Origin of the sequence: Photobacterium damselae subsp. damselae (assembly GCF_038086725.1) — a bacterium.
Classification (GTDB): domain Bacteria; phylum Pseudomonadota; class Gammaproteobacteria; order Enterobacterales; family Vibrionaceae; genus Photobacterium; species Photobacterium damselae.
On sequence record NZ_CP146971.1, the window covers coordinates 839537 to 861090 of the forward strand.

Sequence of the window (21554 nt, forward strand, 5' to 3'; positions counted from 1 at the left end):
TCAAAGGAAGTGGTTATGCTCAACGATAAACAAATTAAAATCGATGCTTCTAATGCTTTGGCTGGCAGAAAAAATTCGATAGTACCTCCAGCCCATCACTATGTATTACAAACACCATTAGATACCGTGCCCAATCATTGTGATTTCATTATATTGGGTATGGGATGTTTTTGGGGAGCTGAACGCCTATTTTGGCAGGTCGATGGTGTCTACAGTACAGCTGTTGGCTACAGTGGTGGTTATACTGAAAACCCCACTTATCAAGAGGTCTGTTCAGGACAAACCGGGCATGCTGAAGTAGTTAAGATTGTTTTTGACCCTTCGGTTGTTTCTTTAGAGCAACTTTTATCTTTATTTTGGGAAAAACACAATCCAACCCAAGGCATGCGCCAAGGTAATGATATCGGTACTCAATACCGTTCGGTGATTTATACTCATTCATCAGAACAAGAGTTAGCGGCAATCAGTAGCCGTAATCGTTATCAACAGGCACTCACAAAGATGGGAGATGATCATCTCATCACAACAGAAATTGAACCCACATCAACGTTTTATTTTGCCGAAGAGTACCATCAACAATATTTGGCTAAAAATCCAGATGGGTATTGCGGATTAGGAGGATTAGGCGTGTGCTTTCCTCAGTAATAGCATTGAAAATATAAACAAATAAATATGAGCTAATAAATATAAGCGGCTACCGAAATAGCCGCTTATGTATTACTAACGTTTTAAAGCATTCAATCTTATTTGAGCCATACCATAAAGAGTATTAGCATCATATCCAGTGCTGTCGTGCCATATACCCGCAGGTATCTTCATTAAGATTTCAATGGCTTCAGTTACATGGTTAATCGCCCAAATATGAAACTCCCCTTTTTCGACCGCTTCGACAATGTCTTTACGTAGCATCAGGTTATGTACATTAGACTGGGGAATAATAACGCCTTGCTGAGAAGTTCTGCCTTTGATGGTACAAACATCAAAAAAGCCCTCGATTTTCTCATTAACACCGCCAATAGGTTGCGCTTCACCAAACTGATTCATAGAGCCAGTAATAGCAACATCTTGTCGTAATGGCTGTTGTGAATACGCTGAAACAATCGCACACAGCTCTGCCATTGAAGCACTGTCACCATCAACACCACCATATGATTGCTCAAAGGTAATATGAGTACTTAATGGAATTCGAGCGGTTTTGCCAAATACAGAAGCAAGATAGGCAGAAAGAATCATAACCCCTTTTGAATGTATGCTACCGCCAAGATCAACCGTTCGTTCAATATCAAAAATCTCACCAGAGCCATAGGCTGTTGTGGCTGTAATTCGACTGGCAGAGCCAAATTGATGATCCGTTGTTGTCAGTACAGAAAGAGCGTTTACTTGACCAATGCGCTCACCTGTTACATCAATGAGAGTTGTGCCATTTACAAATCCTTGTTTGACCATATCTTGTAAACGACTGACCCGTTGAATCTGATTAGCTAAAGCTTGCTCTACATGATGAGAGCGAATCATATTGGCATTGGAAGATTTCGCACAGTAATTAGTTTCTCGCAGTAAGTTGGCAATATCAGCCGAATGCAATGACAACTTATTTTGATCATCGGCCCGACGTGAACTGTATTCAATAATACGAGCAATCGCTTTTCGATCACAATGGAGCATATTATTGTCTTGAATAATACTGGCGATAAACTTGGCGTACTGCTCTTCTGACTGCTCTGTTCTTGGCATATCATCTTCAAAATCGGCGGTAACTCTAAATAGCTCACCAAATTCAGGATCATAATGCTGTAGCAACTGATAAGTTTGATAATCACCAAATAAAATAATTTTCACATCCAGAGGAATGGCTTCTGGCTCTAAAGAAACAACACCAGATAAGGTGACTTCTCGCTCAAGGGAGTTTAAATTCAGCTCACGGGCACGCAATGCTCGCTTCAAGCCATCCCAAACATAAGGGCGCTCCAACACCTTCACCGCATCCATTAACAACACCCCACCATTTGCTCGGTGTAAGCTGCCTGGTCGAATTAATGAATAGTCGGTAAAAACAGTCCCTTTGAAAGTGGCATTTTCAATATAGCCAAATAGATTATGATACGTTGGGCTCTCTTCTACCACGATTGGAAATGCATGTTCATCTTGCGCAACCAATACGTTAATTTGATAACGTCTTGGCATTTTTTTATCGAGTGAGGCATACGCTAAAGCCAGTTGCTCTTCATTGTCTTCTAAGAAAATATCCAGATTTTCCAGAATATCTTTTTGTAGTGCGGTTAAGTAATGTTTAGCTTCTGAAATCTTTCCATATTGGATTTTGAGTGGTTTTAATACGTGAGAAACCACTTCTTGAGCAACTTCTTCATCTAATTTTTGCAGCTTGTCACTAAATGCTTCTTCAAACTCAGTAAATTGACGGATCATACCGCGCAACTCAGCTTCTAAAGCATTAATGACCTGTTCAAAATGATTTTGCTCTTGTTCAGAAAGTGCTTGAAAGCTCTCTTCAGTATGAGGTTGCTCACCATTCATCGCAACCATTTGGTATTCGCCTTGAGCGGTTACCGTCACACTAATATTATTAGCTTGAGCTTGGCTTGAAATCGCTTGAAGAATTTCGCCTTGTTTCTCTGCTAATTGTTGCTTGAGCTTATCAGCACGGGAATAGTACATTTCGTTATCAAAAGCGAGCGGTAATGATTTAACAAGCCGCTTCATCAATTGCTCAATATCTTTTTTAAAAGGTAAGCCACTACCAGCAGGAAGCTTTAGCACTTTCGGACTGCGGGAGTTATCAAAATTTGAGACATAACACCAATCATATAAAGTATGACCATTGCCATTAGGATCATGACGATTTAAATAACGCAGCACCATAGTACGTTTGCCTAGGCCATTACGTCCAATCGCATAAATATTATAGCCTTTCTCTTTGATCGACATTGCGAACTCAACCGCTCTTTGAGCACGCTCTTGCCCTACGATCTCATCGATCGGTGCTAACTGTTTGGTTGATTTAATTTCTTTAGCTAATCCATTTAGCTCTGATTCTCGATACAGTTTGTCACTGCTTAGAGGTTGTACTGACATAATCGATCCCTCTCATATATGACATCATGTCTTCAGTGTAAACATAAACGTATGATGATTTAGTGACTTACTCCGTTATTTTTCAAATTTTTCGTTTTATATTTCATTCAGTTAATGATTAATTAAACCCTAATAACGATACGGTTTTATATCTCAAAGCGCTTTGTCTATTCTTTCGCAGTAACTTCAATTCATCTCATACCAAAGGTAACTTTAGCGAATATTTAAGGGCTGAAAAAAGCAAAACCATAAAATATTTTCATGAAATAAATTAGTGTTTTTTATCGCCATTTATTAGAAATAGTAATATTAGTTTTTCTAATCTTTATTTGAATTTTTTCTCACTTTTTTATCGTTATAAAATCCATATAATGCCCGCACTTCCAGAGGATAAGTAAGTCCTTAAACTTTTTTAAATCATTAACGATACTAGGAATACATTAGGTTTAGCGCCATGACTAAGAAAATCATCAATAAAATTGCAGTAGCATATCAGCGTTCTTTCTCTGAGCTATACAAGCGCGACAATAAATAATCTGATGTTATCGTTTTAGATAATGATTTAAAAAAGGCACCCCGCGGTGCCTTTTGTTTTATATCAGCTTAATGTTTGATAATAATCTTTAATATTTCTCACCAAGGAACTGATCGCGAGCAGCAGACCAAGCATTAGCGTAGCAGGTTGCCCATTTAACCTTTGCTTTAGTACCATCTGCATCATCAGCCGTTACTTTTTTAAGATGGGCGCACTCTTGCTCTACTTGAGATGTTAACTTATCGCCTTGAGCTGATAAATCATACACTTGAGATTTAGCAGCATTACCCGCATTGACCAAACAAGTTTCTAATCCAGACTCATCTAAATTTTCATTTCCCATACAAGACTGAGTCACATCTGAATTACCGTGTGGCACAGATTGCGCAGATTGTGCATAAGACACAGCGGAAAAACATGACATAGCAAGTAAGGATGCTAGGGTATAAGCTTTAATTGACATAGTGTAATTCTGTGATTATTTGAATAATCTTTTGAATTTATACCCAGAGAGAATTTCTCGCAACCATTAATCTTAGTCAATGCTTAGAAACTAAAAAGCTGCAGTACAAAAGTCATATTATTGTATACAACTTTTACACTACAGCTTTTATTCAATTTTACTGTCGATGAGCGACTAAAGCGATGCCATTGCGCCTTTACCTACGCCTTCGTAAGCAAATACGTCTAGAGAATCATTGGTCTCTAATTTCGGTTTTACTTGCTGAGCAATATAATAAGCCAGCAACTCTACTGTCGTATCTGTAGGTAGAATTTCCGTTTTATTTTTAGCAATGGCTAAATCAAATTTACCTTGCGGTGCTTGATAACTAAAACCAACATACTGCTCAGATGATAGATTTTGTGCATTCTCACTTAAATCAAGAAGAGAAAGCTCAACCACATCTTCTTCTGCGGCTAAATAAATGTCTTGCCAACGTTCGGCCCACTCTTGCTCTAACACAGAGTGTCGCTTGCCATTAACCAACAATTCGATAGGAGAACGATGACCATGGGCAATACGTTGACAATTACCATCGTGTTTTTTTAAGCCGTGACTGTAATGGTAGAATGCACCATCAATTTTTTCATGTCGAAGTGTAAGCTCTAAGCCTTCAACATTGGCTGGCATATGTCCAGATAACACGTTATGCAAGTGTTTGGTTACTGTTTCAATCGTAACCTCTTGCGCCTCAATAAAACAAAATGCTTGTTCAGGGCTTTTTAAATAAATGCTGTTATCACCACGAAGCAAATCTACAGTAAAGTAACCGTCTTCAACTTGCTGCGCTTTAATTGCACTATTTTGTGTTGGAACAATCAAACGATGATCGACAAACTGATCAACCAATTGTTTGATTTGCTTTTTTACTCGACTGAAATCAAGCACCATGCTCATTTCATTTAATTCACCAGACATGACCACATCGAGAATCCAACTCTCGCCTACCATACCTCGCTCAACAGAAAGATAAGAGGCATCAATTACAGTAAGATCTCTAACAAATAGCTTCAAAGTGAAGTCCTTATTGATAATGGTTGTCGTTTTTAAGGAAGAGCATTATACCCCCCTGACAAAGAGAGTAAATGCCTTATTAAAGAATAGCAGACGACAAAAAAGCCCTAAAATAGATAGGGCTTTCAGTGGTTTATATTGAAAGGATAATTAAAATCGGTAGTTAACAGCCATATATACTGACGAAATCGATTCCGGCTGAGTCTCAAAAGACACTGAATGATTATCGCCTGAGATCTTACCTGTCCATTTTTTCACAGATTCACTAGGTAGTACGGTATGGCGAGCACCAATATCCATTGTAAATTGCTGAGTTATACGCCAACTGATACCGGCTTGCAGACCAAATACATACCCTGATTCACGATAACTGCCTTCGCCTGTCGCCTTGCCTTCTATCTGGGTATAACCAAAGTGAGCCCCTACAAAAGGACTGATTGCTTTATGCGGTCTAAATAAATAATCACCGCTAAGCAGATGTAAATCGATTGTATTTTCTAATGCTTTTACATCGTTTACTTTAGTGTCTGCTTGATGACGTTGATAGCTATAGTAAATTCGTCCTTTACCATTAGGAGCGTAAATACCAAAATCAATACCAGCAAAACCATTTCTATCGGGACTTGGCGCATCAAAAGACTGGCCCGATATTTTTGCTCGATTAGTGATACTAAACTGACTCAAGCCACCGGTTAAACCAACAAAGTAATGACGAGAATCATCAAAGCTCGGTACTTGTACTGACTCAGTTAACTCAGAAGCTGAATCGGTATTTACTGGTAATATAGAGGATTGTTGATCAAGAGTTTCTGCAACTGCAGATTGAGATAAAATAGCAACAAGCGTACTCGTTGCTAACATGATTTTTTTCATTGAGAATAACATTCCTATGTCATCACGGTTTATACCCAAGTAGCTTCAAGATGCAAAATGTCTTAAGTCAATTTTGCCTAAGTATAGAGACTTGGGTATAGATTCATTATTTATGAGTATGCTATCAAACCTTAAAGTTTAGACACAGAAAATTAATCGTAATTTATTCACTTCTTAGCCAATTTAGCGCATCCAAAGGCTCATCAAACCATTTCACTTCTCCAGAGATAAACCAATTACCCACTTTAGCTCCAACTTCAAGCCATTGTTGATTTCCATATAGTGCGATTTTGTGAAATGCTTTTCCGTGTTTAAGCCCTAATTTTAAATCATCCCAAGCAGCACGTAATTCCCATCCCGAAAACTCTGAACCATCAAAATATACATTAACAATCGGGGAATCGATGCTTTCAAGGGCCTCATCAATCATAGGTGTAATCTTTTCATAGTCACTATGAGTCAATTTTCCACAAGCTTTAAGCTCAAGAAAAACATGATTACCAGTACAATCAATTTCAATATCTAGACCATGAATCATTATGATATCTCCACTATAGTTTAATAACTTGATTGTAGACTGCCGAAGCCAAATTGATATCCCCCGAATACGTAAAATAAAATTGGGTTATCAAAAAAAAGAAAAGAAAGTGGGGTTATGAGGTGCCGTTCAAAGTAATAACTTATTATTTTTATTATTCTTTTTCTTATTTACAAATAAAAGACGAAAATGAAACTCTCTCAACTTAATGCCTTTAAAGCCGTGGTTGAATGCCAAACGGTAACGGCAGCTGCCGAACGATTAAATCTAAGTCAACCCGCTGTTAGCCGTTTACTTTCAGCATTAGAAGATCGGCTAGGCTTTACCCTCTTTGTACGCAGTCGAAATCGTTTAGTATTAAGTGTTGAAGGTGAAGCCTTTTATCTAGAAGTCGCTAAAGTGTTCGAGGCGGTGTCCGATTTGGATAATGTTGCAACTTCAATTCGTACAAATCATTTTGGATCACTTCATTTAGCGGCAATGCCTCTATTATCTAATGCGTTTTTACCACGAATACTTGCCCATTTTCTGAAACAGACCAATCAGCTAAAGGTGGGATTTAAAACCTATCGCTCAGAAGAAATCATTCGCCGGGTACAAAGTCAGGTCGTGGATATCGGCTTTGCTTTTTTGCCTGATACCCAGCCATTACCTGGAGTTAAAGCGCAACGTGTTGAATGCCAGTGCGTAGCTATCGTGCCTATCCATTCTCCCCTTGCCCATAAATCGTACTTATCTCTAGATGACATTGCCGATCAACTTGTTATTCGACATGAAAAAGACACCGTACAGCAACGCATCGACTCTCTTTTACAGCGTCACGATTTACGAACCATAGAACATATCGAAGTCTCACTTGCCAGCACAGCCGCTGCTTTAGTTCAAGAGGGGATTGGCATGGCAATTACCGATCCACTAACGGCATATATGAGTAGTGAACACACGAACGTGTTAACCAAACCTCTTAACTTTCATTTACCTTTTGAATTCGACATTCTTTACCCTGCATTTAAACCCATCCACCGCCACGCAGAAGTGTTTATTGAACAATTTATGCTGCAAGCCGATGCCATGGATATCCAACTTAAAATAGGCCCAATGCGAGATTTAAATGAGTACTGAACTCATCAAAATCACAAAACAGCCAGCCTTCATACATTTTAAAAATTATAAATAAAACATTTATTATCAATAATTTGAAACATTTATTTCTTAGAGTATTACAAATTTGCATACTAGGGTGCAGTCTCGTCATTAGCTGTTGTTGCCATAACCATCGTAACGTTGAGAGCAAGTTATCCCCCTCTTAATTTAAGGAAAAATTATGGCACCTAAAGTTTCTATTATTGGCTCTGGTAATGCAGGTTTAACCGCAGCTTATCACTTCTCATTACAGGGTGCAGATGTCTGTTTATTTGGCGCGAAAGGCTTTGATCAACCATTACTGGATATAGAACAAAATGGCGGAATCGAGGCTCTCGCAGAGTTTAATTCAGTCCCTCTCACTTATGCGGGCTTTCAAGCAATTGATACCGTTACTCGAGATCTACAGACAGCAGTAGAATATTCAGATTTATTAATCCTACCAGTTCCCTCTTTTGCTCAAGAACCCTTATTTATTGAAATGCTTCCTCATCTTAAAAATGGGCAAATTATCATGTTAATGCCAGGTAACTATGGTTCATTAGTCCTTAATAAAATAAAAAATGAACATGGTTACTCAGATCTTGATATCACCTTTGTTGATGCAATCTCCATCCCGTGGGCAACTCGTATCATTGGACCTGCACAACTGGCAATTTTAGGTATGAAAGAGTTTCTTCCTGTTGCCGCTTTTCCAGCAAGTCAAACCCAATACGCCATAGAACAATTACAAGCGGTCATGCCTCTGCCATTAACTCCACTTAAAAATGTTATTTGTGCAGGTCTTGAGAATATCAATTTCGGCGGCCACCCACTGCTCACCACATTAAATATGGGGTTGCTCGAAAACTTCGATGGTCAATTTAATTACTACAAAGACTGTTGTTCCATTTCAACAGCAAAAGCTGCGGCAGTCATGGAACAAGAACGTCAGCAAGTAGGAAAAGCATTAGGGCTAGATTTGCGAAGCGAACTTGATGCGATGAATGCACTGTATGCGATGGAGTGTGAGACCGTTTATGAAGTTAACCGAACTTCAGAAACCCACGGTAAATTAAACAGTGCACCAAACTGTGCAAGCAATCGCTATATCACTGAAGATGCCGCTTACTTACTGGTTCCTTGCTACGAATTCGCCCAACTGTCAGGTATTGAAACGCCAATAATCACATCATGTCTGCACATAGATAATGCTTATAACGATACCAACTATTTTGAGCAAGGCCGCACACTTGAAAAAATGGGACTAGCTGGTTTATCCATCCCGCAAATCATGGATTTTGTTGCTTAATCATTGGAATTACAGAGGTGGCTCACCACCCAAGGCGAAGTGTCATGCTTCGCCTAAATAAGGACATCATATGAAAAAATTAAAGTTTCCCTCTGCCTACACCATCTTAATGTTACTTACTGTTTTAATGGCAGCACTGACTTGGTTAATACCGGCAGGTCAGTACCAAATGGTGAATAATGAAACCTTAGGAAAAATGGTTCCACTGGTGGGATCTTATGAAACCGTAGCCTCTAATCCTCAAGGTATTATTGATATCTTAATGGCTCCCATTCAAGGCTTTTACGATCCAGGCGAATATATGGCAAGAGCCGTTGATGTTGCGTTATTTGTATTGATTATTGGGGGATATTTAGCTGTTGTTACTCGTACTGGCGCAATTGATGCTGGTATTGCAGGAACCATGGCAAAACTTAATGGCCGAGAAAAATGGATGATCCCAATCTTAATGGGCCTATTTGCCTTAGGTGGAACCGTTTACGGCATGGCAGAAGAAACTATCCCATTTTACGCACTTCTTATCCCAGTAATGATCGCAGCAGGTTATGACAGTATTGTCGGTGTTGCAATTATCATGGTTGGAGCCGGGATCGGTTGTTTAGGTTCGACAATTAACCCTTTTGCAACGGTAATTGCCTCTAATGCTGCTGAAATTAATTTTATGGATGGCATTGGTCTACGCTTGGCCATTCTGATTCTTGGCTGGATTATGTGTACCATTTACGTCATGCGCTATGCTGAGAAAGTGAAAGACGATCCTTCTCAATCTATTGTCGCAAGCCAAAAAGATGAAAATGAACGCCTCTTTCTCCACGGTAAAGAGCAAGAAACACCAGAGCTGAATACAACACGAAAGATTGTCTTAATGGTCTTTGGTTTAACATTTGCAGTCATGATGTGGGGTGTTTCGGTTCAAGGTTGGTGGATGGCAGAGCTTTCTGCGTTATTTATTGGTTCTAGCATTTTAGTTGGCTTTATTGGCCGCTTATCAGAAACAGAATTGACCGATAGCTTTGTTGATGGTGCAAGAGACCTATTAGGTGTTGCTTTAATCATTGCGATTGCTCGCGGGTTAGTGGTTGTAATGGACGATGGAAACATTACCCATACTATCTTAAATTACGCAGAAGGCTTACTTGCGGGTCTTCCTCAAATCGCTTTTATCAATGCCATTTACTGGGTTGAAGCCGTACTCTGTCTCGTAGTTCCATCATCATCTGGTCTTGCTGTTCTCTCAATGCCAGTATTAGCCCCTCTTGCCGACTTTGCCGGAGTGAGCCGCGAACTTGTTGTTACTGCATTTCAATCAGCTTCTGGCTTACCTAACCTAGTTACCCCAACCTCAGGAGTTGTTATGGGAGGCCTTGCCATTGGACGTGTTGCATACTCTTCTTGGCTCCGTTTTATTGGGCCATTATTAGGAATGCTGACATTAATGGTGATGATATTATTAAGCTTAGGCGTGGTAATAAGCTAATTCACATCACTCTGCCGCTCTTATCGCCCTAGCCAGTTGTTTTGCAGCTTGCTGGGGCTTTGCGTTTGGGTCATGGAAAAACTCACTAACAACATCAGAAATAGCGCTTTGTACATAACTTGTTGTAGCTAATCCTTGAGAGATACTAGGAACAAAGTGTTTTGTTTTCGAAGTGGCTTTGAGATCCTTCATAGATTCAAGGGCGCATTGATCAAATTCAGACATATCCATATCAAGACGAACGGGAATTGAACCTTTCGTAAGATTAAACAATGATTGGAATTCAGGAGACATTATCGTTTGAGCAAGAGCTTGCTGAGCCTTCTTATCTTCGGCAGAACCGTTTAATTTAAAAAAAGCAAAGCTATCAATGTTGTAAGCAAATTGTTGGTCCGTTCCAGGAGCTGGTACACAAATATAATCTTTCCCAGGTTTCAAATTTGCTTGAACAAATTCGCCTTTTGCCCAATCTCCCATTATTTGCATCGCAGCTTTGCCTTCAATCACCATAGCTGTCGCTTTGTTCCATGATTGCCCCTCAAAGCGAGGATCTATAACCTCTCGCATACGCTTAAACTGGCGAAATACTTCAACCATTTGAGCGCCGTTTAAAACTTTAGGATCCAGCGTAACAAATGCTCGCTTATAATTCGTACTACCTAAAACAGCAAGAGCCACATTTTCAAATAACGTTACATCCTGCCAAGGCTGCCCGCCATGGGCAAGAGGGACAAAACCCGCTTGCTTAATCTTCTTAGCCTGTACAAAAAAATCATCTAATGATGTAGGAATGGTTGCACCAGCAGCTTTAAATACCTTAGGATTTGCCCATAGCCAGTTTACTCGATGGACATTGACAGGTGCTGCCACATAATGCCCGTCATATTTCATGATATTAGCAATCACGGGAGGCAGTACTTTATCCCACTGCTGTTCTTGAGCAATACGATCTAATGATGTTAAAAAGCCCAGTCTACCCCACTCTTGTAGATCGTGGCCCTTAAGTTGCGCTGCTGTTGGTGGATTACCCGATACAGCTCGGGTTTTTAAAATTGTCATAGCACTTTCACCACCGCCACCAGCGACTGCAAAGTTGTGCCAGTGATGTCCTTGTAACTCCATCATCTGTTGGAGTACTTGAGCAGATTTGGCCTCACCACCAGATGTCCACCAGTGCAAAACTTCAATATCACCAGCAAGAGAAACATGACTACTAACTAAGCCAGATAAAAGAGTCGCAACTAAATACTTCTTGTTCATCACACTATCTCTTATTGATTGTTTGCAAAACGCGGAAGGAATACTTTGACTTCTAAACCGCCATCGTTGGCATTATGAATGGTTAAATCTCCACCATGAGCTCGAACGATATTGCGGGCAATGCCCATTCCAAGTCCGTGGCCATCTTTATCTTTTGCTAAGCGATAATAAGGCTCAAATACCGCGTCTTGTTGTTCCAAAGGAATCCCTTTGCCTTGATCTTTAATAATAAGAACCAAAGCATCTGATTCGTCTGAAATTAAAACAGTGACACGTTCGCCATATTTAACGCCATTATCAATGAGGTTGGTAAAACAACGTTTTAGAGCTAAAGGCTTAGCCATTAAAGGGGCAATTGGTTTTTCTAAAATTCTTACTTTTCGTTGTTGTGAATTATGGCCTTCTGCAATATGGTGCAAAATATCTAATACATCAACAGTGACAAGATTTTCATGTAAATCCGTATCTCGAACGCATTGAAGCGCCCCTTTGACCATCATTTCTAGCTCATCTAAATCGCGATTAAACTTCTCTATTTTACTTTCATCATCAATGAGTTCTGCACGTAAACGAAGTCGAGTAATAGGGGTTTTTAAATCGTGAGATATTGATGAAAAGAGCTTTTCGCGATCATCAATATAGCGCATTAAACGAAGCTGCATTCGATTGAACGCTCGGGTGGCCGTAACAATTTCACTGGCCCCCTCTTCTTTTATTGGAGGCTGATAAATATCCAAACTTAGTGCATTGGCAGCATTAGCTAATCGCTTCAAAGGCTTCGTTTGTTTACTGATCATTAAATACGTAAAAACTAACAATAATAGAGTCGTAAATAGTAATGAAAAGACCTGATGACTTGTCATGATCTGATCTTCTAGCATCATATAAGGCGCTGGCAGTAATGCTGCAATATACAACCATTGATTATGTTCAAGTTGGATCTGAACAACCAGTATCGGAGGGCTAAGAGGCTCTAGGCTTAACGTATAATGAGCCCAAGACTTAGGTAAATCGGACAGTAAAATATCATTTTTTAAAACATGCAACGTTTCAGGCCGAGAGAACTCAACCTTAATCTGATCTTGTTGCGGTAATTTATCGTGTAAAACTGTCTCAAACGTTGAGATTGCCGCTTGCTTTAACTCGGAATTAGCAATCGGTGTGATACGAATTTCTTCAGAGTTAAATGAAACAAAGAAACGTGTTCCGCCCATATTACGCAGTTGATCTAGCACTATATGACGATACTCTGTTGGTAATGATTGAAAGAAATTGACCGTAGAGGCAAACATTGTTGCCATGCTTGCCGAAGTAGATTCCAATCCTTTTAAATCTCTTTGCTTAGACTGACTATACCAAATCATGGTTGAGATCAGTTGAGCAAAAAATACAGCCAGTAAAGTCAGCCACAATGTTCTTGCCAACAGTGATTTAGGCCAAAGAGATTTAAGTTGCATTGAAGGATCCCATCATGTATTACGATGGGATGATTATACTGAAGATGATAGAATAATCTGATATCAAGCTGTGACTTAGCTCAAGATTCGAAACTCAAGTAGCATCAAATTAGACGGCGAGATTCAATCTTAAACCTCATAGCTTACCTCTGCGGTAAAGATATAACCATTACCACGGCTGGTCTTAATTAAACGCTGAGTTCGCCCTTTATCACCTAACCGTTGACGCAAACGGCTCAAAGCCACATCCACACCTCGCTCAGATGCTTGTACTTCTCGTCCACGAGTAGCGTAAGAAATAGTATCGCGATCGAGAATCTCATTTGGTCGAGAGAGAAATAACATAAGAAGCGCATAATCGCCTCCTGTCAATTCATGCTCATGGCCCTTCTCGAGGTTATACAATGTATGAGTTGATGTATCTAACCGCCAGTTAGCAAAACGAATAAATTTAGGCGTAGCGGGTGCTTGCTGCGTTTCAGTTGGCTTAACCCTGCGTAACAGAGCCTTAATGCGAGCCATTAATTGACGAGGACTAAACGGCTTAGCAATGTAGTCATCCGCCCCTAGCTCTAAACCAATAATTTGATCCATTTCATCCGAGACAGCCGTCAGCATAATAATTGGAACATCAGAAGTTTTACGGATGTGCTGACATAAGGTAAATCCATCATCACCAGGCATCATCACATCAAGCAAAATAAGATCTGGTTCTCCTGCTGCAAGTTTACGCTTCATCTCTTCGCCTTCGGCGGCAGTTACAACATGAAAACCAGATTTTGTTAAATATTCATCAAGTAGCTCTCGGATTTCTTGGTCATCATCTACCACCAGAACCTTTTTGCCTTGACTCATTCGTAACCCTTCTCACATTAAACTAACTAATTGCTATTAAAATAGGAACTTAATCTCGTTGCCCCATATTTGAGCATTATTTTAACAACTTGTCAGCTTAAAGTATTCTGTTCGGATTACCAATGTTCAACTTCTGTGATTTCTGCTTTGATCTGATAATTAGAAAACGAAGGAACCTTTAATTTAATAGGTAAACCTTGCTTCTGTGTTTTAGCTCGAAGGTATGTTTCAGGCATACGTTTAATAGCAGACCAAACCTTTACACTTTCAGAAGCTAAACTCTTGCCATTAGCATCTGCAAGAGTAATATTCATCTTAACTAAGACAACAGAATCCGTACCTTGATTAGTCAGTCCTACTGGAATAATTAACTCATTACCTTGATAATAGGCTGGCTGCAAAATTGCATCGATACCACTTTGTGATAACTGAAGAATAGGCTTACTAGAATTGAGTTTAAATTGAGTTCCAACAACAGTATTAGTAAAAGGCACTGCAGTTACAGGAGCTAATTGTGCACTGGCTGCGAGCACTTCAGGTTTAGCAATAGTAGTTTGCTGTTTTTGAACATATTGCCAGGTAAAATCATCATTTAATTGAACGCGTCGTCCATCTTTAAGTTCTACAACTTGTTGTGCTGCAACGTTTGCAGATAACAAACCTAATACTGCTGCACTTATCAATCGATACTTCAAATGCATGGTAGCCTTCCTAACTAATGTCGATTCAGAGGTTAAAAATATCACTTTTTAGGTGAAATGATCTAACTTTGATTTAGAACAATTGTCTGTGAATATAAGTTCTATCAGTATATACCCGAATCGTTTCAAGGATTGAAATTGAGGGGAATCGTCATTCTCTACCTCAAAAAAACATAATAAAGATAAATACTTAGGCTAATAATATGGATGCACGAAATCTTATACATCAAACACTAGCGGAACAATTAAATATCAATGAACATGATATTGAACAGCGCAAGATATCACTTTCATTTGTAGAGCAAGATGAAGTAAATCTTCAACAATGTCTAAAATGGTTAGAGCCACTGATACCTCAAGTGGTACAAGAGTTTTACCAACATCAGGTTTCAATTCCCGAAATAGCATTAATTATTGGTGATAAAGACACATTAAAACGCCTGCATTACTCTATGAGCCAATATATTACCGAGCTTTTTTCTGGTAGCTACGATATGGACTATGTTGCGAAAAGGCTTCAAATTGGTCGAATTCATCAAAGAATTGGGGTAACGCCCAAGCTTTATTTATCGGGGATTAATCGCCTACAACATCTACTTGAAGATATTATTCGTGATTATAGTGAAGACGAACCGCAAACCAATCAAATCCTAAGTTCGCTTAAGAAACTCATGTATTTTGATAATCAACTGGTTTTTGATACTTATATTTCGACCCTTCAATCTGAAGTTATTGTTGCGAATAAGCAGCTAGAGAGCTATGCCAATAATCTTGAGCAAATTGTTTCTGATCGTACACAACGTTTAGAAGATCTGGCTTTAAAAGATGCATTAACATCACTTTATAATCGTCACTCTTTCCAAGAAATAGTAGATAAAAATATCAGTTATGCTGAGCGAACATCTGGCTGGGGAAGCCTGTTATATATTGATATTAACCGTTTTAAAGAGGTCAATGATACTTTCGGTCATCAAGCTGGTGATCAGGTACTTATTGGGCTTGCCGATAGTATGCGAGCAACACTTCGAAAATCGGATTCGGCAGCACGACACGGGGGAGATGAGTTCTGTATTTGGTTACCGAATACCGCATTAAAGAAAACTCAAATTTTGGTGGAACGTTTATGCCGACATTTCGACCAACATAAATCCCATGATGTCTCTCTGAGTATTGGGGTTACCTCGGTTTACCCAGAGCATTATTTACCATTTGAGAAATTACTCATTGAAGCCGATGAATTAATGTATCAAGCCAAAAAAATTGCTCATCAAACCCATCAAAATGAAGTGATGTATCATCAAGATTTGAGTACAATAACCATGTTACAGAGTGCGGGATAATCAAATTAAAATGGCGTAAGGTTTCACCTCACGCCATCATCAATTTATTAATATAACGATATTATTGTTTCTTTAGAGAATAATTATCAGCAAGAGGCCCCGTTACACGATTCCCTTCCTTATCTAAACGAAATAGACGGTTCTCTCCAACAAAATAGTTACTATCACTTTTACCATCAGCAGATTTTAGTGAAATTGTATTGCCCGCTTTATTCCAAGTAAACACACCACTTGATACAAAATGACCATCCTTTTTACCCTGATACGTTTCATCAAGTGTATAGTTACCATCAGCTTTAATATCTAAGATGGTTTCAATACCAGAGCAATCTGCACAAGGTAAAATCCCCGTGTAAGAACCAGGCCAATCCAGTGAGTTTTGCGCATTATGTTGGTCAACAGCAGCAGATGGTTGCGATGCTTGTTGATCACATCCAACCATGAATAATCCAACCGCTAAAGCTAAACCAATTACTTTTACTTTCATCGCAACTCCTATTCGACTTATCACTCCACAATTAATTATCGTAAAGTATTTCGTAATTCTAATAGAGTAAACCGTAAAGTTAGTAAAAAATTGTTCTTGCTAAGTAAATCTATTGTCAATTCGTTGTCAAAGCAACACATACAGCACAATGATTATGGCATTACTTACTATAAAGTCTAATATGAAACCTCACAGGAAACATATTCATAACTCACATTACCTAACAATTTGGATTGCTTTTGGTATAACACAACTTGAGATCCAACAGGGCATTCTTGTCCATTTTTCAGTTCAACATCAATCACTTCATCTTGCTGTAATAAATCAACATGTAAGTGATAATGCTCGTAAGTGAGATCGTTTACTTTTTCTACATCGAGGACTGTTCCAATCACAGTTTCAGCTTCGTAAGTTGTTGCTCCAACGGCAAGGATCGCAATAACTAAAATAAAAAATGAACCCCATAACAATCTGATGGCCAAAACCGATCCTTTTAACGATTGTGAGTGAAAGTCGGACACTGCTATTTACCTAACACTTAACGCTTATATCACTGCTATCAATAAGCTTTTATTTTAACAAAACCTGACACTACAGATCTTGACTTTATAAATATGATTATTAGTAAGTGATATTACACTAAAGTTCCCTAGAATGGAGCGAAGGGAACGAAATAGTTTTACCCTCTCCTGTTAGGATAGAAATTGAACTTGGTTGGCCTTTACTATCAAGATGTAATTCACCAATAGAACACTGATTAATTAATCTATGATGGCCATTTACATCTGGGTCACGCTTTTCAATCTTAAGACGTTTGCGTTTAGTAAATAAGTTCAAAGGTGAATGAGGACTATATAGTAATCTATCCATTAGATCACAAAATCGAAGTAGACCATTTGGAAATTCATTCTTAAACCCACTACAGGTAATTTGATAAATATTTGGGCTATTACGGCGAAATCGTAGCTTGATGTCATAAGCAAATGAATAATGAACATCACCGGATAAAATCACAAAGTTTGTTGGTGTTTTTGTATGGGTAAAGATACTAATTAAGCTATTTGCTGAGCCAGGATGCGCCATCCAGTTTTCCGCATCGATAAGTAAAGGTTGTCCTAAAGCTGTCATCATTCGCTGAAGCATTTCAATAAACTTAACTCCAAACATTGGTGCTGCCGACACAATTATGACTGACTCTTGATGCAATAATTCCTGTTGAAACTCCATAAGCGCTTCCCAATCCATCAGTCCCGACGGCTTGTTCATCTTTGATTCAGAGCGCCAACGGCGGGTACGAGTATCTAGGACAACAACTTTTGGCTTAATTTCTATCGTGTAATGCCATCGCTCAAAACGGTAAAGTTGATCAATTAAAATACTCTGATTTTCATGCGTTGGATTTGCAAAGTAGCATCGCATTGGTAATTGAAACTCATCACCAAAGTATTCAGGGGCATTCCCCCACCCTTGACATAACCAATAAGCAATTAAACCGTTTCCAATAATCTGACGTGAAAACAAATTTGAGTAAGCGGCATGTTCCCACCCAACAGTAAGATTCCAGTCATCAGTAATATCATGATCATCAAAGATCATATAAGTTGGAATATGAGAAAACAGCCGTTGAACTTGAGGCAGGCCTTGGACAAAATCAGTTATTGTTGTTTTTTCACATCGCCACTTTTGCTGATACTTCTCGTTTAATTGTTCTCCATTAATAACAAAATTCTGCTGCTCCAAGGAGTCTAATTCGATAAATTCCCATAATATTGGCGACCAAACCAAAAGATACATAGCAATAAATTCAGCTAATGAAATCAAATGATTTTCACATTCACGAGAACTAAAAATTGGGGAGCTACGATTAGGAAATAACCTACTCAGCAAACTATATTCATCAATATAATGGGGTAACAACCCTTCTCTTCCATAGAGATTATCTGGTCGTAAATACAGAGCTTGAGTATCAGATACAGCGCTTTGATGAAACTCTTCTGAATGGAGACCTAATATTTCAATAACTTGCATGATAGCCACCAGCATAGGGCCGGCAACATGATCAGCGTAAATCTGATCACCACTCATCATTAATAAACAGGGCCGCTCCTTAATAGCCTGATTCATTACCTTATTATCAGCGGCAACTAGACTATCAGGGCCAGGGTAATGCGGATTTCGACATGAACCATGAAGCACGTAATCAGCACGAGAATGAATAACAAAAGAAAGTCTTTGTTCTTGTGGATACAATAATTGCGGAAGTAATGAAGAAATGGCCCCTTGTTGAGTTATTATCTCATATTCTAATGGCTCGTCGAGCGGAAACGTACCTGAGAGTTGAAGTAACACAATCCAAGCTTTTTCTCCAACTTGAATTTGATCTTTTAAATCAATTTCAGTCCGATAAAAAGCCACTGGTTCATCAGAATGGTATATTTGTACCTCGCCGACTAAAGCTTCAGTCGTCACTAACCAAAAGTTCAGAGAATCCGCGGTCACTTTACGAAGTATCGGGCCTGCAACGACTAAAGGCAACAAGTTCTTATTACGAGAGCTTAATAAATTATCTGTATTCATTGGTACTTTTTTACAGCAAAAACGTGCGATTTCGCATCATACCATTACAAATCAAACAACGCCCTAATTTGCTGATATATCCAGACCATCACAGGCCCTTTTGCTTTATCTCTTCGTTTCACAATGCCCATCTCTACCCACAGTGAATCAAAAATATTATCGGTCGATAATTCTACAAGATCATCGATATACCACTCAGCTCGAGCTACATGTTCTGGAATCAGAGCCCAACCAATATTTCTTAGCACTAGGGCGGTAATATGGTAATAGCTGTCGATATGCCAATGACGTGACGATATTGGAGTTTCACTGCGATTTCCTATTCTGTCACGAATAACAAGCTGACGATATTGATTGAGTTGTTCTATCGTTGGAATGGGGTACATCGCTAATGGGTGCTCTTTCGCAACCACTAATGTCTGCTTAAAATCATTAATAAGCGTAAACTCTAGCCGACTTGGTAACTCATTAAGATAAAACATCATACCAACATCAGCTCGCCCCTCATCAACCCAAAGCGCAATATCATCTTGAGAACCATTAATTATCGTCAATTTTAAATCGGGAAATTGGTTTGCAAGCTGAGTAAAAAAATCTTCAAAAGTGATGACAGGAACTGCTTCATCAATTGCAATAGTCAAGGCAATCTCTTGTCCTTGAGTTGCATGCCCAGCTTTAGCTTGTAACCTTTCACACTGTTGTAATATGCCCTTTGCATCCTCGTAAAGCTGTTGACCCGTTTCTGTTAATATCGGTAAACGGCCACTTCTATCAAATAACTCAATACCAAGATCAGCTTCTAAATGTGCAATCGCAGTACTGACCCGAGATTGTGCTTTTCCCAAACGACGTGCTGCTGCACTAAAAGAGCCTGTCTCAACAGCAGAAACAAAAGCAATAAGCTGATCCATTGTCCAATTCATAGCTATACATCACACCCAACCTATCCGATATACAGATGGATACTAACTTTCTCCTATCTCATAAACAAGGATAATAATATGCAATGAAGAAGGAATAAGCATCATGCACGCACAACACGTAGAACAAAGCGCTTCTATTGGCAAAACTTTTATTCGCTATACTATTCCCGCTGTAACAGCCATGTTAGTCAGTGGGTTATATCAAATCATTGACGGCATTTTTGTCGGACATTACGTTGGTTATGAGGGCCTTGCAGGTATTAATATGGCATGGCCTATTGTTTTTATTTTATCCGGGTTTGGCTTAATGCTTGGAATGGGGGCTGGCAGCTTAATCTCTATTGCTCGTGGTGAAAATAAACAGCATGAAGGGCAAAAAGCACTGTTGAGTAGCTTTCATCTTATGGTGATTTTGGCGCTATTAACACTTGCCCTATTATCTGCATTTGCCCCTGTGATGTTGCTTGCTCAGGGGGCGACAATCACAACCATGTCATTGGGACTCGACTATATCGATATCTTTACTTGGTGTTCGCTAATCACCATTATGGCTAGTGCCATGCCAATGCTCATTCGTAACGATGAAAGCCCAGCAATTGCGACTGGTTTAATGATCTTAGGTGCCTTACTTAATATTGCCTTCGATTATATTTTTATCGGTCACTTCAATATGGCATTACAAGGTGCAGCTATTGCAACCATATTAGCCCAGCTCTGTGTCTGTTTGGGAGGGATTTATTACTTCTTATCAAAACATTCACAGCTCAAACTCAATATCGAGTGGCATAAAGTAGATCCAGCAACAATGAAGCAAGTTGTAAGCTTAGGCTCCTCTTCTTTGGTGATGTATTTATATGCTAGCTTTGTGGTTGCCTTACACAACTATCAATTTATGCAATATGGCTCTTCAATGACGGTTGGAGCTTATGCCATTGTCGGTTATCTAATGACATTATATTACTTATTAGCCGAAGGGATTGCAGAAGGGATGCAGCCTCCTGTTAGTTATTATTACGGTTCAAAGCAAGCAAACAAAATAAAGAAAATGTTTGTATTAGCGTTAAAGTGTACGCTTATTGCGGGTATAAGCTGGGTATTGTTACTCAATATATTTCCGGAAACCATGATAGGACTATTTAATAATAACAATAGTCTACTATTAGCAGAAACAACAAAAGGCATTCAGCTTCATTTATTTGGCCTTTTCTTAGATGGTTTTATCGTGCTTGCTTCAGTGTACTTTATGTCGGTCAATCAAGCGGCGAAAGCACTTACCATTTCCGTTAGCAATATGCTAATTCAATTACCGTTTTTATACCTGCTGCCGAAATGGTTAGGCGTTGATGGTGTTTGGATGGCGGTGCCACTTTCAAATATTGCCCTTACCACCATTGTCGCTCCTATGGTGTGGAAAGATATTCAGCACCGTAGTAAAGATTGGAACAAAGCAAATATATTGCAGTTTACCCACTCATAAGTAAACGATGT

Annotated in this window: 19 protein-coding genes; 6 read left to right on the forward strand and 13 right to left on the reverse strand. The window is 39.1% G+C overall.

Going from position 1 to position 21554, the window contains the following annotated elements; translation table 11 throughout:
* Positions 1-15: 15 nt before the first annotated feature.
* Entirely contained in the window at positions 16-645 is a 630-nt protein-coding gene (gene msrA / locus WAX86_RS18440; protein ID WP_341489457.1) for a peptide-methionine (S)-S-oxide reductase MsrA, read from the forward strand.
* A gap of 75 nt (positions 646-720) precedes the next feature.
* Here the strand turns inward: msrA and WAX86_RS18445 are convergent, their stop codons facing one another.
* The 5 genes from WAX86_RS18445 to WAX86_RS18465 all read right to left on the reverse strand — a co-directional run bounded on the left by WAX86_RS18445 (position 721) and on the right by WAX86_RS18465 (position 6555).
* Positions 721-3093, reverse strand: coding sequence for a Lon protease family protein (locus tag WAX86_RS18445; RefSeq protein WP_158134636.1), 2373 nt, complete (start codon positions 3091-3093; stop codon positions 721-723).
* Between the two features lie 623 nt (positions 3094-3716).
* The gene (locus WAX86_RS18450) at positions 3717-4091 is read right to left on the reverse strand and encodes a hypothetical protein (RefSeq protein WP_239971614.1); all 375 of its coding nucleotides are present in this window, start codon (positions 4089-4091) and stop codon (positions 3717-3719) included.
* 174 nt (positions 4092-4265) lie between these two features.
* A complete protein-coding gene (locus WAX86_RS18455; protein ID WP_065170582.1) occupies positions 4266-5144 on the reverse strand; it encodes a 6-carboxytetrahydropterin synthase in 879 nt (292 codons plus the stop codon).
* A gap of 150 nt (positions 5145-5294) precedes the next feature.
* Entirely contained in the window at positions 5295-6017 is a 723-nt protein-coding gene (locus WAX86_RS18460) for an outer membrane beta-barrel protein (protein WP_237030220.1), read from the reverse strand.
* 163 nt (positions 6018-6180) lie between these two features.
* Positions 6181-6555 (reverse strand): STAS/SEC14 domain-containing protein, encoded by a 375-nt coding sequence (locus WAX86_RS18465; RefSeq protein WP_165761806.1) that lies wholly within the window; start codon positions 6553-6555, stop codon positions 6181-6183.
* A 189-nt stretch (positions 6556-6744) separates the two neighbouring features.
* Here WAX86_RS18465 and WAX86_RS18470 point away from each other — a divergent pair, with 189 nt between their 5' ends.
* The 3 genes from WAX86_RS18470 to WAX86_RS18480 all read left to right on the forward strand — a co-directional run bounded on the left by WAX86_RS18470 (position 6745) and on the right by WAX86_RS18480 (position 10466).
* The gene (locus tag WAX86_RS18470; protein WP_065170585.1) at positions 6745-7677 is read left to right on the forward strand and encodes a LysR family transcriptional regulator; all 933 of its coding nucleotides are present in this window, start codon (positions 6745-6747) and stop codon (positions 7675-7677) included.
* 202 nt (positions 7678-7879) lie between these two features.
* On the forward strand, positions 7880-8989 hold the full coding sequence (locus WAX86_RS18475) for an NAD/NADP octopine/nopaline dehydrogenase family protein (RefSeq protein WP_341489458.1): 1110 nt from the start codon (positions 7880-7882) through the stop codon (positions 8987-8989).
* Between the two features lie 70 nt (positions 8990-9059).
* Positions 9060-10466 carry a YfcC family protein gene (locus WAX86_RS18480; RefSeq protein ID WP_341489459.1) on the forward strand — a complete coding sequence of 469 codons (1407 nt, stop codon included), beginning with the start codon at positions 9060-9062 and terminating at the stop codon, positions 10464-10466.
* A 6-nt stretch (positions 10467-10472) separates the two neighbouring features.
* Here WAX86_RS18480 and WAX86_RS18485 read toward each other — a convergent pair whose 3' ends face one another.
* From WAX86_RS18485 to WAX86_RS18500, 4 genes are all read right to left on the reverse strand, one after another.
* Complete coding sequence (locus tag WAX86_RS18485) at positions 10473-11726, reverse strand: ABC transporter substrate-binding protein (protein ID WP_341489460.1); 1254 nt, start codon at positions 11724-11726, stop codon at positions 10473-10475.
* 11 nt (positions 11727-11737) lie between these two features.
* Positions 11738-13183, reverse strand: a complete 1446-nt coding sequence (locus tag WAX86_RS18490; RefSeq protein ID WP_069532863.1) for an ATP-binding protein — start codon at positions 13181-13183, stop codon at positions 11738-11740.
* 129 nt (positions 13184-13312) lie between these two features.
* Complete coding sequence (locus tag WAX86_RS18495; protein WP_065170589.1) at positions 13313-14038, reverse strand: response regulator; 726 nt, start codon at positions 14036-14038, stop codon at positions 13313-13315.
* Positions 14039-14154: 116 nt separating this feature from the next.
* Positions 14155-14739 (reverse strand): DUF3157 family protein, encoded by a 585-nt coding sequence (locus WAX86_RS18500; RefSeq protein ID WP_341489461.1) that lies wholly within the window; start codon positions 14737-14739, stop codon positions 14155-14157.
* 203 nt (positions 14740-14942) lie between these two features.
* Here WAX86_RS18500 and WAX86_RS18505 point away from each other — a divergent pair, with 203 nt between their 5' ends.
* Complete coding sequence (locus WAX86_RS18505; RefSeq protein WP_341489462.1) at positions 14943-16079, forward strand: diguanylate cyclase; 1137 nt, start codon at positions 14943-14945, stop codon at positions 16077-16079.
* Between the two features lie 61 nt (positions 16080-16140).
* Here the strand turns inward: WAX86_RS18505 and WAX86_RS18510 are convergent, their stop codons facing one another.
* The 4 genes from WAX86_RS18510 to WAX86_RS18525 all read right to left on the reverse strand — a co-directional run bounded on the left by WAX86_RS18510 (position 16141) and on the right by WAX86_RS18525 (position 20066).
* On the reverse strand, positions 16141-16566 hold the full coding sequence (locus WAX86_RS18510; protein WP_036765853.1) for a copper resistance protein NlpE: 426 nt from the start codon (positions 16564-16566) through the stop codon (positions 16141-16143).
* Positions 16567-16742: 176 nt separating this feature from the next.
* Positions 16743-17048: a hypothetical protein gene (locus tag WAX86_RS18515; RefSeq protein WP_044178110.1), complete on the reverse strand. Its 306-nt coding sequence runs from the start codon at positions 17046-17048 to the stop codon at positions 16743-16745.
* Positions 17049-17205: 157 nt separating this feature from the next.
* Positions 17206-19143: an alkaline phosphatase D family protein gene (locus tag WAX86_RS18520; protein WP_341489463.1), complete on the reverse strand. Its 1938-nt coding sequence runs from the start codon at positions 19141-19143 to the stop codon at positions 17206-17208.
* 44 nt (positions 19144-19187) lie between these two features.
* Complete coding sequence (locus tag WAX86_RS18525) at positions 19188-20066, reverse strand: LysR family transcriptional regulator (protein ID WP_237030382.1); 879 nt, start codon at positions 20064-20066, stop codon at positions 19188-19190.
* 103 nt (positions 20067-20169) lie between these two features.
* Here WAX86_RS18525 and WAX86_RS18530 point away from each other — a divergent pair, with 103 nt between their 5' ends.
* Complete coding sequence (locus WAX86_RS18530; protein ID WP_341489464.1) at positions 20170-21543, forward strand: MATE family efflux transporter; 1374 nt, start codon at positions 20170-20172, stop codon at positions 21541-21543.
* Positions 21544-21554: the final 11 nt, after the last annotated feature.

What these genes read in the sequence shown, in the direction of transcription:
- WAX86_RS18470 (WP_065170585.1), top strand. Translation starts at nt 6,745, where the DNA reads ATGAAACTCTCTCAACTTAATGCCTTTAAAGCCGTGGTTGAATGCCAA.
- WAX86_RS18510 (WP_036765853.1), bottom strand. Translation starts at nt 16,566, where the DNA reads ATGAAAGTAAAAGTAATTGGTTTAGCTTTAGCGGTTGGATTATTCATG.
- WAX86_RS18480 (WP_341489459.1), top strand. Translation starts at nt 9,060, where the DNA reads ATGAAAAAATTAAAGTTTCCCTCTGCCTACACCATCTTAATGTTACTT.
- WAX86_RS18450 (WP_239971614.1), bottom strand. Translation starts at nt 4,091, where the DNA reads ATGTCAATTAAAGCTTATACCCTAGCATCCTTACTTGCTATGTCATGT.
- WAX86_RS18485 (WP_341489460.1), bottom strand. Translation starts at nt 11,726, where the DNA reads ATGAACAAGAAGTATTTAGTTGCGACTCTTTTATCTGGCTTAGTTAGT.
- WAX86_RS18505 (WP_341489462.1), top strand. Translation starts at nt 14,943, where the DNA reads ATGGATGCACGAAATCTTATACATCAAACACTAGCGGAACAATTAAAT.
- msrA (WP_341489457.1), top strand. Translation starts at nt 16, where the DNA reads ATGCTCAACGATAAACAAATTAAAATCGATGCTTCTAATGCTTTGGCT.
- WAX86_RS18460 (WP_237030220.1), bottom strand. Translation starts at nt 6,017, where the DNA reads ATGAAAAAAATCATGTTAGCAACGAGTACGCTTGTTGCTATTTTATCT.
- WAX86_RS18530 (WP_341489464.1), top strand. Translation starts at nt 20,170, where the DNA reads ATGCACGCACAACACGTAGAACAAAGCGCTTCTATTGGCAAAACTTTT.
- WAX86_RS18525 (WP_237030382.1), bottom strand. Translation starts at nt 20,066, where the DNA reads ATGAATTGGACAATGGATCAGCTTATTGCTTTTGTTTCTGCTGTTGAG.
- WAX86_RS18495 (WP_065170589.1), bottom strand. Translation starts at nt 14,038, where the DNA reads ATGAGTCAAGGCAAAAAGGTTCTGGTGGTAGATGATGACCAAGAAATC.
- WAX86_RS18500 (WP_341489461.1), bottom strand. Translation starts at nt 14,739, where the DNA reads ATGCATTTGAAGTATCGATTGATAAGTGCAGCAGTATTAGGTTTGTTA.
- WAX86_RS18520 (WP_341489463.1), bottom strand. Translation starts at nt 19,143, where the DNA reads ATGAATACAGATAATTTATTAAGCTCTCGTAATAAGAACTTGTTGCCT.
- WAX86_RS18490 (WP_069532863.1), bottom strand. Translation starts at nt 13,183, where the DNA reads ATGCAACTTAAATCTCTTTGGCCTAAATCACTGTTGGCAAGAACATTG.
- WAX86_RS18475 (WP_341489458.1), top strand. Translation starts at nt 7,880, where the DNA reads ATGGCACCTAAAGTTTCTATTATTGGCTCTGGTAATGCAGGTTTAACC.
- WAX86_RS18465 (WP_165761806.1), bottom strand. Translation starts at nt 6,555, where the DNA reads ATGATTCATGGTCTAGATATTGAAATTGATTGTACTGGTAATCATGTT.
- WAX86_RS18445 (WP_158134636.1), bottom strand. Translation starts at nt 3,093, where the DNA reads ATGTCAGTACAACCTCTAAGCAGTGACAAACTGTATCGAGAATCAGAG.